The organism is Chelatococcus sp. CO-6, assembly GCF_001271345.1.
Classification (GTDB): Bacteria; Pseudomonadota; Alphaproteobacteria; order Rhizobiales; family Beijerinckiaceae; genus Chelatococcus_A; species Chelatococcus_A caeni.
In genome coordinates, this window is sequence record NZ_CP012398.1 from 1,061,282 (window position 1) to 1,073,850 (window position 12,569).

A 12,569-nucleotide genomic window follows, 5' to 3' on the forward strand; every position below is an offset into this window, starting at 1 on the left:
GTCTCAGTCGGCGCGCAGGGTCTCGATCGTCGAGACGACGCGGTCGATGTTCTCCTGGCCCCAGCGGCCGGCAAGGGCGGAGAAGACCGCATCCTTCGTCTTCTCGGCGAAGGCCGGGCGGTCGGCGTCGTCGATGATCTTGGTGTTGCCGGCCTCGCGGATCTGCTCGAGCATGCCCTGCTCGCGGTTCTGCTGCAGGAGCGTGTTCTTCGCAGACATCGCGCTTGCCTCCTCGATCAGGACGCGCTGATGCGCCGGATCGAGGCGTTCGAACGAGGCCTTGTTGATGAGGATCATGTTGTTCTGCAGCATGTGCCGGGACATGGTGAGCACGCCCTGCACCTCGTAGAACTTCCGCGAATAGATGGTCGGGATCGGGTTTTCCTGCCCGTCGACGGTGCCCTGCTGCAGGGCGGTGTAGACCTCGCTGAAGGCGATCGGTGTCGGCGCCGCGCCGAGGCCCTTCACCATCTCCACCCAGACGGGGGATTCGGGCACGCGGATCTTGAGGCCCTTCATGTCCTCGGGCTTGCGCACCTCCCGGTTGGCGAAGGTGAAGTTGCGCCAGCCCCAGTACCAGATCTTGGTCAGCGGGATGATGTTCTGGCTCTTCTCGAGCTCGTCGAAGACGGGCTGCATGGCCGGGCCGGAGATCACCGCCTCGGCTTCGCGCCAGTCGGTCCAGAGAAAGGGCGTGCTCGGGATCTCGAGCGCGGGCACGAGGGTGCTCGCCGCGGCCATCGACGGGGCGGAAATGTCGAGCGCGCCGTCGCGGACCTGCTGGACGAGCTCGACCTCCTTGCCGAGCTGCTCGCCGGGGAACACCTGGATCGTCACCTTGCCGTCGGTGCGCTCCTTGACGCGCGCGGCGAACTCGTCGAACAGCGCGGCCGCGATTTCGCCGGGCGTATTGGCGTGCCCGAAGCGCAGGTTCTGCGCCGCCGCCTCGCCGACAGGCGCCAGCACGACGCCAAGCGCGGCGATGCCTGCATAAAGAAGCCCCTTCATCGACCGTCTCCTTATCCCTCGATAAACGTCAGCCCCTTGTTGGGCGGGGTCTTGCCGCCATCCTATTCAGAAACGCATTGTGCATGCAAGGAGCAATAAGTAAGGTTCGGCCACTGCACCCGGATCAGCCGATGGAACGAGACCGATGATCGCCAATCCGAATCCAACCGTTCGCCTGCACGCGGACGACAATGTCGTCGTCGCGCGAACCGACCTCTTGCCCGGCGTCGCCGTCGCAGATGATGGCGTGCGGACGCACACGCGCGTGCCCATCGGCCACAAGGTGTCGACCCGGCCCATCGCGAAGGGCGAACCGGTCCGCAAGTTCGGCCAGATCATCGGCTTCGCCTCGACCGACATCGAGCCCGGCGAGCACGTCCATGTGCAGAATGTCGAGATGCGCGACTTCGGCCGCGACTACGCGGCGGGCCAGGAGGTGCGGCCCACGGCCTACGTTGCCGACCACGAACGCGCCGTCTTCCAGGGCTTTCGGCGCACGAATGGCAAGGTGGGTACGCGCAACTACATCGGCGTCCTGACGACGGTGAACTGCTCGGCGACCGTCGCACGGCAGATCGCGGCGCAGATGACCCTGTCCGGCGCGCTCGAGCCGTTCGGCGCCGTCGACGGCGTCGTCGCTCTGACCCATGGCACCGGCTGCGGCATGGCCGATTCGGGCGAGGGCTTCGCGAACCTGCAGCGCACCGTCTGGGGCTATGCCCGCCACCCGAATTTTGCCGGCATATTGCTCGTCGGCCTCGGCTGCGAGGTGAACCACATCAACTTCCTGCTCGACGCCTACGGCATCGCGCAGGGCCCCCTCTTCCGGGTCATGAACATCCAGGACACGGGCGGCACCCGCAAGACGATCGAGGCCGGCTGCGCCATCATCCGCGAGATGCTGCCCCATGCCGCCGAGGCACGGCGCGAGCCCTGCCCGGCGAGCGAACTCACCGTCGCGCTGCAGTGCGGCGGCTCCGACGGCTATTCCGGCATCACGGCCAACCCCGCCCTCGGCCACGCGGCCGACCTCATCGTGCGCCACGGCGGCACGGCCGTCCTCGCCGAAACGCCCGAGATCTACGGCGCCGAGCACCTGCTCACCCGCCGCGCCGTCAGCCAGAAGGTGGCCGACAAGCTGATCGAGCGCATCCGCTGGTGGGAGGACTACACCCGGCGCAACGGCGGCACGATGGACAACAATCCCTCGCCCGGCAACAAGGCCGGCGGGCTCACCACCATCCTGGAAAAATCCCTCGGCGCTGCGGCCAAGGGCGGCACGACGAACCTCGTCGAGGTCTATCGCTATGCCGAGCTCGTCACCGCCAAGGGTTTCGTCTTCATGGATTCGCCCGGCTACGACCCGGCATCGGTGACGGGCCAGATTGCAGGCGGATCGAATGTCGTGTGCTTCACCACCGGCCGCGGCTCGGTCTCCGGCTACAAGCCCGCCCCGTGCCTGAAGATCGCCACCAACACGACCATGTACGACCGGATGGCCGAGGACATGGACGTCAACTGCGGCGGCATCATCGACGGCTCCGCGAGCGTCGAGGCGATGGGCCGCGAGATCTTCGACAAGATCATCGCCACCGCCTCCGGCACGGCGACGAAGTCGGAAGCCCAGGGCTTTGGCGACAACGAATTCGTGCCCTGGCAGATCGGCGCCGTGATGTAGGCAGGGAGTTCAACGGGCGGACGGTATGCAGCCACCGCCCGCCCGATTTCCGATGTCACCCGCGCGCAGGGCGGACGTGGTCGAAGCGCGGGTTGGCCTTGAACACCGTCGTGCGGCTGCCGCCGCCGCGCATCTCCTCGCCGATGCGCCGCTCGATGCGCTGCAGTTCCTCGGCATCGGCGATGATCTGCTCGGCGACCCCGGCGGGAATGGCGACGACGCCGTCGCCGTCGGCGAGGATGTAGTCGCCCGGCGAAACCCGCACAGGGCCGTCCGACTGGCCAGGCAGGCAGACCGGGACATCGACCTCGCTCAGGCGCCAGCGGCGCGCGCCGTTGACCGGCGTGACCGCCCCGACCACGCAGGGAAACCCGAGGTCCCGGATCTCATCGGCATCGCGGATGGCACCGTCGGTAACGAGGCCGACGCAGCCGCCACGCTGCAGGCTCAAGGCGACGAAGCCGCCGAGAAGCGCCCCGCCCTGGAAGCCGCCGGCCTCGATCACGACGACGGTTCCCGGCTTCGCGACACGCTCGAAGGTGTCGGCCGGCGCCGCCGGCGTCTGCGCGCGCCCGGCGACGTTGCGCTCGCCCCTGAGGCAGGCGGCCCGCCCGGCGAAGCGCTGGCCAGGGGCGAGCGGCATCAGTGCCGAAGCGAGCGCGTGGTTCGGCAGGCCGGCCTCGTCGAGGACGTCGCTGACCTGGCCGGTGTCGAGATTCCGCAGCCGGTCGAGAAGGGGATCGTGCATCGTCTTCGGCTCCTCACAGCATCGCGGTGGCGTCGAGACCAAGGCCCCGCGCGACGGCGACGACCTCGTCGATGACGGAGCGGCTCACCGCGAGCCCTTCCGCCCGTTGCTTCTTCTCCTTGCGGAACTCGATCTCGCCGGGCATCAGGATCTCGTCGACGCCGGGCGCTCGTTCCGACGCCTTCATGATGGCGATATAGGTGTCCATCCGCTCCTTGAACGCGGCAACGTCGGTGAAGGCGGCGATGTTGATGGCGATGACGAAATGGCCGTTGCGCTGCGGACGGTCGAGGTCGTCATAGAGGTTCGTGAGCTCCTGGCCGAAGGCGCCGCCGGTGAGCAGGCCCGACAGGATCTCGCAGGCGAGGATGAGCCCCCAGCCCTTGTGCCCGCCGATGGGCAGGATCCAGCCGCCGTTCTTGACCCAGTTCGGATCGTTCGTCGGCCGCCCTTCCGCGTCCACGAGCCAGCCGTCGGGCAGTTGCATGCCCTTTTCGGCGTAGTAAAGAATCTTGCCGCGCGAGGACATGCCGAGCGCCGCATCGAGCACGATCGGCAGGGCCTCGCCGGTTGGCACGCCGATGGCGATCGGCAGCGGGCCGGTGAGCGGCGTCTTGCCGCCCCAGACCGGCATGATCGGCGAGCCGTTGGTCGTGGCGATGCCGATCATGTCCTGGGCGATCGCCCGCTGGACGTAATAGGCGTTCTCGCCGTTGTGGTTGGAATTGCGGATGCCGACGGCTGCGATGCCGGTCGTCCGCGCCTTCTCGATGGCGATGTCCATCGCATGCGAGGTCAGCACCGCCCCCAGGCCTTCGCCGCCGTCGATCAGCATGGTGGCGGCCGTCTCCTTGACCACGGTCCCCCGGCTCGCCGGTTTGAAGCCACCCTGCTGCAGCCGGCGGATGTAGACCGGCAGGCGCAGCACCCCGTGCGAATTCATGCCCCTGGCATCGGCGGACACCAGCGATCCGGCGACGAGGGCGGCGTCCGGCGCGGGAACGTCCACCTTCTCGAGCATGGCCTGGACCAGGGCCTCCAGCCGGGGGGCATCGACGAGATACGAGCCGTCTTCGAGGAGTTTCATCAGCATTTTTCCTTTTGTTGGGACGCGCGGGTCAGGGCGCGCCGAGCACGAGGTTGGGCAGCCAGAGCGAGAGCCCCGGCACGAGTGTCAGGATGAGGACCGTGGCGACCCCGGCCATGAAGAAGGGGAAGGTCGCCGCCACGCCCTTCTCGAGCGGCACGTCGCCGATGCGGCAGGCGAGCGCCAGCACGATGCCGACGGGCGGTGTCAGGAGCCCGAGGCAGAGGTTCGCGGTGACGATCACGCCGAAATGGACAGGGTCGATCCCGAGCTGCTGGGCGACGGGAAAGAGGATCGGCAGGATCATGATCTTCGCCGCGTTCACCTCCATGAAGGTGCCGAGGATGACGAGCACCACGTTGACGAGGAGGAGGAAGGCGACCGGCGTGTCCGCGACGCTCAGGATCCAGGCCGCGACCGTCTCGGGTGTTTTGGTATAGGCGAGCACCCAGGAGAAGAGCCCGGCGCCGCCGATGATGATCATGACGACGGCGGTCGACTGGACGGTGCTGCGAAGGCTTGCCGCCAGCGTCGCGAGGTTGAGCTCGCGATAGATGAGGCCGATGCCGATAGCGTAGAGCACGGCAATGGCGGCCGCCTCCGTCACCGTGAAGACGCCCATGCGGATGCCGACGAGGATGAAGACCGGCAGCAGCAGGGCGAAGCCCGCCGCCCGTGCGGTGGACAGCACCTCCCGCATGGGGGCCGGCGGCTGGACGGTCATCTGGCCCCGATGCGCCTTCCACACGACCACCGCGATCATGACCACGGCCCAGAGGAGCGATGGAATGATCGCCGCGATGAAGAGGCGCAGGATCGAGGTGTCGGTCAGGAAGCCGTAGAGGATCCAGGCGATGGAGGGCGGGATCATCGGCGACAGCGGCGCCGAGCAGGCCGTGACCGCCACCGAGAAGGCCGGCGAATAGCCGGAGCGCACCATGGCCGGGATGAAGGTGCGCCCGAGCGCGCTCGTGTCCGCTACGGCCGAGCCGGAAATGCCGCCGAAGAGCACCGACGTGAGCACGTTGGAGATGGCGAGGCCGCCGCGGAAGCGGCCGACGAGGGCATTGGCGAACCGGATGAGCCTGTCCGAGAGCCCGCCGAGGCTCATGAGCGCACCGGTGAAAAGGAAGAAGGGGATGGCGAGCAGGGAGAAGTTGTCCATGCCGGCGAAGATCCGCTGCGGCATGATGAGCGGATTGACGGTGCCGCCGAAGAGAAGCGCCAGCATGCTGCCGATGATCACGGCAAAGCCGATCGGCACACCGATGAGCATAAGGAGGAGAAAGGAGACGGCCAGAATAGTGAGCATCACGGCGGTCCTTTCACCGGGACAGGCGGCGCGCGAGGAGGAAGAAGGCGATCAGCCCGGCGCCGATCGGCACGGCCGCATAGGCCCAGCTCATCGGCAGGCCGAGGCCCGTCGAGATGCGGCGCAGGCCGGAGGCGGCGAAGCCGTAGCCGAAATAGGCGAGCGAGCCCGCCATCGCGATGAGGATGAAATCGCGCACCACCGAGACGGCCCGCTCGAGCGGCTCAGGCAGCATGTCGACGAAGACGGTCACTGCGACGTGGCCGCCGTGTTCGAGCACGTAGGCGCTGCCGAGCATCGTCACCCAGACGAGCAGGAAGCGGGCGAGTTCCTCCGACCAGATCGTCGGCGCGTGCAGCACGTAGCGCGCGAAGACCTGCCAGACGATCGCCGCGACCATGACGAGAAACAAGCCGATGAGGACCTTGTCGAGAACACGCTCGACGAGATGGACGAGACGGGACATGGGAGCCGTTCGGAAAATCGGGTTCTGGCCGCCTTCCGGCAGCCGGTTCGCCTGACGGCGGGCGAAAGAAAGGGGCGGGCCCGGCAGGCCCGCCCGGCCGGTCAGCTCTGGCCGGCCTGCTGGAAGCGCACGATCCACTCCTGGAAATCGGCGGGATACTTGTCCTTGAGGGGCACGAGCTTCTCGCGGAAGGCCGCCACGTCGGGCCGCACGATCTTGACGCCGTGCTTCTCGAGCTCGCCCTCATAGGTGGCGAGGAGCTTCTGCATCTCCTCGGAGCCCCAGGCCATGGCCTTCTCGCCTTCCTCGACGAGGACCGCCTGCGTCTCCTCCGGCAGCTTGTTGAAGAAGTCCGCGTCGAAGATGAAGGTGTAATAGGCGTTCACGTGCCCCGTCATGATGACATAGGGCACGGCTTCGTAATATTTGGAACGCAGATGCGCCTCGAGTGGGTTCTCGGCAGCGTCGATGATCCCCTGCTGCAGGGCAGAGTAAACTTCCAGGCTGGGCATCGGCGTGGGGCTCGCGCCGAGTGTTTCCCACGTGGCGCGGAAGATCTGCTGGTTGGGCACGCGCAGCTTCAGGCCGGCGAGATCCTCCGGCTTCTCGATGGGGCGGCGCGTCGCCATTTCCCGCGCGCCGCGGAAGCCCGCCCCGACCAGCTTGAAGCCGGCACGCTTCTCGATCTCGTCATGGAAGGCCTGGCCGACGCCGCCCTTCTGCATGACGACCTTGAAGTGGTCGTAGTCACGGATGAGGTAAGGGTACGATCCGAGGCCCGCGAGCGCATCGTAGCTGTCGAGATGCCCGACCTCCTGGATGACGATGTTGGTCGTGCCGAACTGCAGGGCCTCGATCGTCTCGGCCGCGCTGCCGAGCGCGCCCGAATAGGACATATCGATGACGACCTGGCCGTTCGTGCGCTCCTTCACCGCCTGCGCATAGCGGTCGCCGACCTTGGACCAGATATTGTCGGGCGGCGCGATGGTGGCGGCCTGCAGGCGCAAGGGCTCCGCCTCGGCAGAGAGGGTGAAGGCGAAGAGGGTCGCGAACGCGGCAAGACTTCGCCGGCACAGCCGGGTGTTGATCATGGGCTCTTCCTCCATTGGGATTGACGGCGCGGGGTTGCGCGTTTACCGCGCTTATTGATGCACGCTAACATGATGTTAGCGTCTATCATTCGGAATGGTCAAGGGGCGGATCGAATGACGACCGACAATATGGCGCCGGCGCGCCGCAACCGGGCCTCGGCCAAGCAGGCGAGCATGGCCGATGTCGCCCGGCAGGCGCGCGTCTCGATGATCACGGTCTCGCGCATGCTGCGGCAGCCGGATCTCGTCACCGCCGAGACGCGCCGGCGGATCGAAGAGGCGATGGCGGAGGTCGGCTATGTGCCGAATCTGGTCGCCGGCGGACTCGCGGCCACCCGCACCCAGGTGGTCGCCGCGATCGTGCCCTATATCCAGCACGGCGTCTTCGCCGATGCGGTGCAGGGCCTGTCGGACGCGCTCAGCCCGTCGAAATACTGCGTCCTCCTCGGCAACACCGCCGAATCGAGCGAAGGCGAGGAGGCCATCGTGCGCACGCTGCTCGGCCATCGGCCGGCTGGCCTCGTCATCCAGGGCGCCAATCATTCCCCCGCCACGCGGCAACTCTTGCAGAAGGCGCAGATCCCGGTCGTCGAGATGGGCACGCTCCCCGACGAGCCCATCGACTGCTGCGTCGGCTATTCCAACCGGCAGGCCGCGATCGCGATGACCGAGCGGCTGATCGCCGGCGGGCGGCGGCGCATCGGCTTCGTCGGCGCCGATCCGTCCCAGAACGACCGCCATGCCCAGCGCCTCGACGGCTACCGCGTCGCCCTGGAGGCGGCGGGGCTCGATTTCGATCCCCGCCTCGTCGTGCGGGCACGCTTCGGCATCGCCCAGGGGCGGGAGGCGCTCGCGCATCTGATCGCGGTGGAGCCGAAGCTCGACGGCCTGTTCTGCGCCTCGGACCTGTGGGCCGCCGGCGCGGTCTATGAATGCACGCGCCGCGGCATCGCGGTGCCGGACGCCATCGCGATCGCCGGCTTCAACGACCAGGAGCTGGCCGCCGAGATGGTGCCCTCCCTGACCACCATCCGCGTGCGCCGCCACGAGATCGGCTTCGTCGCCGGCAACCTGATCCTGGCGCGCATCGAAGGCAGCGAGAGCGGCCATAAGCGCATCGATGTGGGCTTCGAGCTGATCGCCCGCGAGAGCGCCTGAACGGCAGCAGGCGGTCACCGGGGCGCCTCGGCGAGGAGAAGGTCGAGCTCCGTCACGCGCTTGCCGTCGATGAGCGCCCGGCATTGAGCGTCGAAGACGCGGAAGTGCGGCGCGGCGAGATGCGCGGCGAACGCTGCCCGATCCGCATAGATCTCATAGAGGACGATGTTGAAGGGATCGCCGGGGCGGCGGCAGACGTCGAAGACGAGGCAGCCGGGCTCGTCGGCGAGTGAGCGGCACGCGTTCTCGCAGATGAGCGCCTCGAACGCCTCCTCGGCCCCCTTGCGGACGGCGAATTCGACGAGGATGGCATAGCGCTCGTCGCGGCTCTCCGGCCCGGATACCGGCTCGTGGAGGGACGGGCCCGGATCGGTCATCGCGAATGCTCCTTCGTTTCTCGGCCTGTCGCGGCCGCGTGCCAGAGGTCGCGGTGGCAGACGCGAGCCGCGCATCGACGGCCGCACCATCCGCGGATGATGATCCCGCGCCTCAGGCCCCGTCGCCGCCTGCCCCCGCGGTGCGCAGGCGCTGCAGGGCGCGCGCCCGCCAGCGCCGGTAGGCCGGCAGCTGGGAGAGCACGATGAGCGTGATGGCGAGCACGAGGATGAGGCTGAGAGGACGGGTCACGAAGGGCGTGAGATCCCCCTGCCCCACCATGAGCGCGCGCCTGAGGTTCTCGTCGGCCATCGGCCCGAGGATGACGCCGATCACCAGCGCCGAGATCGGGTAGTGCATGCGCGTGAGGAAATAGGCCGCGAGCCCCACCGCGAACATCAGGTAGAGGTTGAACGTGCTGAGGCCGAGCGCATAGGAACCGAGGACGGACAGGATGGCGACGACCGGCAGGAAGAGCGACGGCGGGATGCGCAGCAGCTTCACGACCTGGCGGGCGAGCAGCATGCCGTTGATCCACATGGCGAGCGACGCGAGCACCATGATGGCCGCCAGCTCGACGAGGAAGTTGGGCTGCTCGATCGACAGCATCGGCCCGGGCGTCAGGCCGTGCAGCATCAGCGCCCCGAGCAGCATGACGGCCGGCGGGCTGCCGGGGATGCCCAGCGTGACGAGAGGGATCAGCGCACCGCCGATGCAGGCGTTGTTGGCCGTCTCCGACGAGATCAGCCCGGCCGGCTCGCCCTTGCCGAAATTCTCGGGGTTGGGCGAACTGGCCTTGGCGGTGCCGTAGGAGACCCAGCCGGCGATGTCCTCCCCCACGCCCGGCACGGCGCCGATGCCGACCCCGATCATGGCTGAGCGGATGACATGCTTGAGGTTGCGCAGCATGGTCCGGATGTCCGGCAGGATGCGGCCGACGGCTTGCAGCCTGACGGCGCCGTCCCCCTCCCGCAGGCCGTGGATGATCTGCGGAATGGCGAAGGCACCGATCAGCACCGGCACCACCTCGATGCCGGAATCGAGCTCCGGAACCCCGAAGGTGAAGCGCGGGAAGAACATCAGCCCGTCGCGGCCGACCGTCGACAGGGCAAGGCCGAGGAAACCGGCGATCCAACCCTTGATGACGAGATCGGAGCTCTGCAGCGTGCCCGAGATGATGATGCCGAAGAGCGCGAGCAGGAAGAACTCGTAGGACGTGAACTGCAGCGCCAGCTCGAGGATAAGCGGCGCGACCACCACGAGGGCCAGCATGCCGACCACCGTCCCGACGAAGGAGGCCGTGGTCGTGAGCCCGAGGACGCGGCCGGCCTCGCCGCGCTGCGCCATGGGATAGCCGTCCATGGCCGAGGCGGCGGAGGCGGCGGTACCCGGAATGTTGAGCAGGATCGCCGAATAGGAGCCGCCATAGACCGCCCCGACATACATGGCGATGAGCGCGATGAGCGCCATGTTGAGGTCGAGCGAATAGGTCAGCGTGGCGAGAAGGCCGACGCCGAGCGTGGCGGTGAGCCCGGGCAGCGCGCCGAAGGTGATGCCGAGCAGGCTCGCGCCAATGAGCAGGAGCCAGCTCACTGGCTGCGACAGGAGCCCGGCAAGGGCCCCGGCAAAGGCGCCGAACTGATCGAGAACCGTCATGAGCACACCATCATGGCTCGCTCACCGGAGGAGGAGGAGGCGGCGCGCCGCGTCGAGCGTATTGATCGTCACGCCTTCCACCGGCAGGGGCACGAGCAGCCCCCATTTGAAGACGACGGAGAGGATGAGGGACGTGCCGAGCGCCACGACGAGGCAGCGGCGCCAGCGCCTGCGCTCCGGCGCGCCGGCGGCCCAGGCGACGCTCACCGCGGCAGCGAGGAATGCCGCCCAGACCGCAAGGTCGCGCAGGTCCGCCCCCGTGGAGCGGGGCTGCGGCCGCCAGCCGGCGGCGAAGGTCGCCAGGAGGACCGCGGCGATCGCGCAGGCGAAGACGGCAAGGCCCGCCTTCCGCACGCGGGCGGTGGGCAGGTGGTACGCCGCCGCGAGGGTGAGGAGCGTGAGCGCCGTCGCCGCCGTGAAGTCGACGTAGGGGACGAGGCAATAGATGTAGCCGCCGAGGACGAAGGCGACGATCCAGATGTCCCGCGCCGCCCCCGCATGGCCCCGCAGCGCCCGCGGCTTGACATCGGCGAGCGCGGCGCTCGCCGCGCCGGCACGCACGGCGGTCGCAAGCAGGGAACAGGACAGGAGGATCAGGACGGCCGAGACGATCAGCGGCAGCAGCGCTGGCGAGACGTACCACGCGTTGCGCACCCCGGCATAGGACCCTTCGAGCGGATAGCCGAGGGTCTCGACCAGCATGAAGACCGATATGGCGACGAGGACGAGCCCGGTCCAGAAATCCGCCTTGCGCAGGCCGGGCACCGACTGATCGTTTCGGCTCACGACGCACCCCGCGGGAGCATTGGTGACAACGGCAGGGACGGGACGGGCCCGGCCGCCGGCCTTCAGCGCCGGCGGTCGACCCGCCCCGGCTTCTCACTTCGCCGGCTTGGGAATGCCGAGCTTCTCGGGGCTCACGGTCGCGGCGCCGAGCTCGTGCAGCGTCCAGGCGAACAGGCTCTCGAGACGCTGGAACTCCTCGCGTGCCGCCTCGCCGCTCTTGCCCGAGATCTCGTAAAAGTTCTGGGCCGCCCACCCCTTCACCTTGTCCGACTGCAGGGCCTTGTCGAAGGCATCCGTCAGGGTCTTCTTGACCGCGTCGGGCGCATCGGCGCGCACGGCGAAGCCGATGGCCTGCTGGATGGGCAGGTGCTCCTTGAGGTCCGGGAAATCGGCGAAGGCGGACGGCACATCGCCGATGCCTTCCACGCTGACCGCGTTCGGCGTCAGCATGGCGAGCGGGCGCAGGCGCTTGGCGCGGATGAGCTGCTGCTGCTCGGCGAGCGAGGTGACGACGACGGCGACCTCGCCCGAGACGGCCGCGTTCTGCGCCGGGGCCGAGCCGTCATAGGGAATGTAGTTGAACTTGGCGCCGGTGCCCTTCTCGAGGGCGAGCAGGTTGAGGTGGTGGATGGAGCCCGCGGCGCTCGCCCCGGCCCGGATCTCGCCGGGCTTTGCCTTCGCCGCCTCGATGAGCTCCTTGAGCGTCTGATAGGGCGCATTCGCCGACACCGACACGAGATCGGGCGAGCCACCGACGATGAAGGGCTGCCACACCTCGAAGCGCTGATCCCAGCCGCCCTGGACCCCCGCCGTGACGTTCGATTCCGAGATGCCGGCCAGCGTATAGCCGTCTGCGGGCTGGCCGTAGACGAAGCTCATGCCGGCCGAGCCGCCAACGCCGCCGGTGCGGTTGACGACGTTGATGCGTGCCGGCAGGTGCTGCTGCATCTCCGCCGCGATGAGCCTGTTCACCGTGTCCGTGCCGCCGCCGGCCGCCCAGACGACGACCACGCTGATGTCGCGCGCCGGATAATCCTCGGCACGCGCCACGGTCGCGGCGGCGACCAGCGCCACTGCGGCTGCGGCACCTGCCGCACCCATGAACTTTCTCATGGTTCCTTCCTCCCTGGCCTTCATTCCGGCCCCGGTTGACCGGGCTATTGATTTCTTCTCACGATCCGGTATTCATTTACGTATACACAAA

Annotated in this window: 12 protein-coding genes; 2 read left to right on the forward strand and 10 right to left on the reverse strand. The window is 68.1% G+C overall.

Going from position 1 to position 12,569, the window contains the following annotated elements; all coding sequences use genetic code 11:
• Positions 1–3 precede the first annotated feature (3 nt).
• On the reverse strand, positions 4–1,008 hold the full coding sequence (locus AL346_RS05025; RefSeq protein ID WP_019400741.1) for a TRAP transporter substrate-binding protein: 1,005 nt from the start codon (positions 1,006–1,008) through the stop codon (positions 4–6).
• 145 nt (positions 1,009–1,153) lie between these two features.
• Here AL346_RS05025 and AL346_RS05030 point away from each other — a divergent pair, with 145 nt between their 5' ends.
• Positions 1,154–2,686 carry a UxaA family hydrolase gene (locus AL346_RS05030; RefSeq protein WP_053193329.1) on the forward strand — a complete coding sequence of 511 codons (1,533 nt, stop codon included), beginning with the start codon at positions 1,154–1,156 and terminating at the stop codon, positions 2,684–2,686.
• A 55-nt stretch (positions 2,687–2,741) separates the two neighbouring features.
• On the opposite strand, the gene AL346_RS05035 is transcribed toward AL346_RS05030, so the two are convergent.
• From AL346_RS05035 to AL346_RS05055, 5 genes are all read right to left on the reverse strand, one after another.
• Positions 2,742–3,434 (reverse strand): RraA family protein, encoded by a 693-nt coding sequence (locus AL346_RS05035; RefSeq protein ID WP_053193331.1) that lies wholly within the window; start codon positions 3,432–3,434, stop codon positions 2,742–2,744.
• Positions 3,435–3,447: 13 nt separating this feature from the next.
• Positions 3,448–4,521, reverse strand: a complete 1,074-nt coding sequence (locus tag AL346_RS05040) for an Ldh family oxidoreductase (RefSeq protein WP_157672218.1) — start codon at positions 4,519–4,521, stop codon at positions 3,448–3,450.
• Between the two features lie 31 nt (positions 4,522–4,552).
• On the reverse strand, positions 4,553–5,833 hold the full coding sequence (locus AL346_RS05045) for a TRAP transporter large permease (protein WP_019401081.1): 1,281 nt from the start codon (positions 5,831–5,833) through the stop codon (positions 4,553–4,555).
• A 13-nt stretch (positions 5,834–5,846) separates the two neighbouring features.
• On the reverse strand, positions 5,847–6,299 hold the full coding sequence (locus tag AL346_RS05050) for a TRAP transporter small permease (protein WP_019401082.1): 453 nt from the start codon (positions 6,297–6,299) through the stop codon (positions 5,847–5,849).
• Positions 6,300–6,400: 101 nt separating this feature from the next.
• Positions 6,401–7,390 carry a TRAP transporter substrate-binding protein gene (locus tag AL346_RS05055; protein WP_019403399.1) on the reverse strand — a complete coding sequence of 330 codons (990 nt, stop codon included), beginning with the start codon at positions 7,388–7,390 and terminating at the stop codon, positions 6,401–6,403.
• 114 nt (positions 7,391–7,504) lie between these two features.
• Here AL346_RS05055 and AL346_RS05060 point away from each other — a divergent pair, with 114 nt between their 5' ends.
• The gene (locus AL346_RS05060) at positions 7,505–8,548 is read left to right on the forward strand and encodes a LacI family DNA-binding transcriptional regulator (protein ID WP_019403398.1); all 1,044 of its coding nucleotides are present in this window, start codon (positions 7,505–7,507) and stop codon (positions 8,546–8,548) included.
• 14 nt (positions 8,549–8,562) lie between these two features.
• Here AL346_RS05060 and AL346_RS24510 read toward each other — a convergent pair whose 3' ends face one another.
• The 4 genes from AL346_RS24510 to AL346_RS05080 all read right to left on the reverse strand — a co-directional run bounded on the left by AL346_RS24510 (position 8,563) and on the right by AL346_RS05080 (position 12,478).
• Entirely contained in the window at positions 8,563–8,925 is a 363-nt protein-coding gene (locus AL346_RS24510; RefSeq protein WP_019403397.1) for a putative quinol monooxygenase, read from the reverse strand.
• A 112-nt stretch (positions 8,926–9,037) separates the two neighbouring features.
• A complete protein-coding gene (locus AL346_RS05070) occupies positions 9,038–10,579 on the reverse strand; it encodes a tripartite tricarboxylate transporter permease (RefSeq protein ID WP_053193334.1) in 1,542 nt (513 codons plus the stop codon).
• A gap of 21 nt (positions 10,580–10,600) precedes the next feature.
• Positions 10,601–11,365 (reverse strand): hypothetical protein, encoded by a 765-nt coding sequence (locus AL346_RS05075; protein WP_156332687.1) that lies wholly within the window; start codon positions 11,363–11,365, stop codon positions 10,601–10,603.
• Between the two features lie 93 nt (positions 11,366–11,458).
• On the reverse strand, positions 11,459–12,478 hold the full coding sequence (locus AL346_RS05080) for a tripartite tricarboxylate transporter substrate binding protein (RefSeq protein WP_050996677.1): 1,020 nt from the start codon (positions 12,476–12,478) through the stop codon (positions 11,459–11,461).
• Positions 12,479–12,569: the final 91 nt, after the last annotated feature.

Bases quoted from the DNA above. Each gene is read 5' to 3' on its own strand.
- AL346_RS05025 (WP_019400741.1), bottom strand. From the start codon at position 1,008: ATGAAGGGGCTTCTTTATGCAGGCATCGCCGCGCTTGGCGTCGTGCTG.
- AL346_RS05030 (WP_053193329.1), top strand. From the start codon at position 1,154: ATGATCGCCAATCCGAATCCAACCGTTCGCCTGCACGCGGACGACAAT.
- AL346_RS05035 (WP_053193331.1), bottom strand. From the start codon at position 3,434: ATGCACGATCCCCTTCTCGACCGGCTGCGGAATCTCGACACCGGCCAG.
- AL346_RS05040 (WP_157672218.1), bottom strand. From the start codon at position 4,521: ATGAAACTCCTCGAAGACGGCTCGTATCTCGTCGATGCCCCCCGGCTG.
- AL346_RS05045 (WP_019401081.1), bottom strand. From the start codon at position 5,833: ATGCTCACTATTCTGGCCGTCTCCTTTCTCCTCCTTATGCTCATCGGT.
- AL346_RS05050 (WP_019401082.1), bottom strand. From the start codon at position 6,299: ATGTCCCGTCTCGTCCATCTCGTCGAGCGTGTTCTCGACAAGGTCCTC.
- AL346_RS05055 (WP_019403399.1), bottom strand. From the start codon at position 7,390: ATGATCAACACCCGGCTGTGCCGGCGAAGTCTTGCCGCGTTCGCGACC.
- AL346_RS05060 (WP_019403398.1), top strand. From the start codon at position 7,505: ATGACGACCGACAATATGGCGCCGGCGCGCCGCAACCGGGCCTCGGCC.
- AL346_RS24510 (WP_019403397.1), bottom strand. From the start codon at position 8,925: ATGACCGATCCGGGCCCGTCCCTCCACGAGCCGGTATCCGGGCCGGAG.
- AL346_RS05070 (WP_053193334.1), bottom strand. From the start codon at position 10,579: ATGACGGTTCTCGATCAGTTCGGCGCCTTTGCCGGGGCCCTTGCCGGG.
- AL346_RS05080 (WP_050996677.1), bottom strand. From the start codon at position 12,478: ATGAGAAAGTTCATGGGTGCGGCAGGTGCCGCAGCCGCAGTGGCGCTG.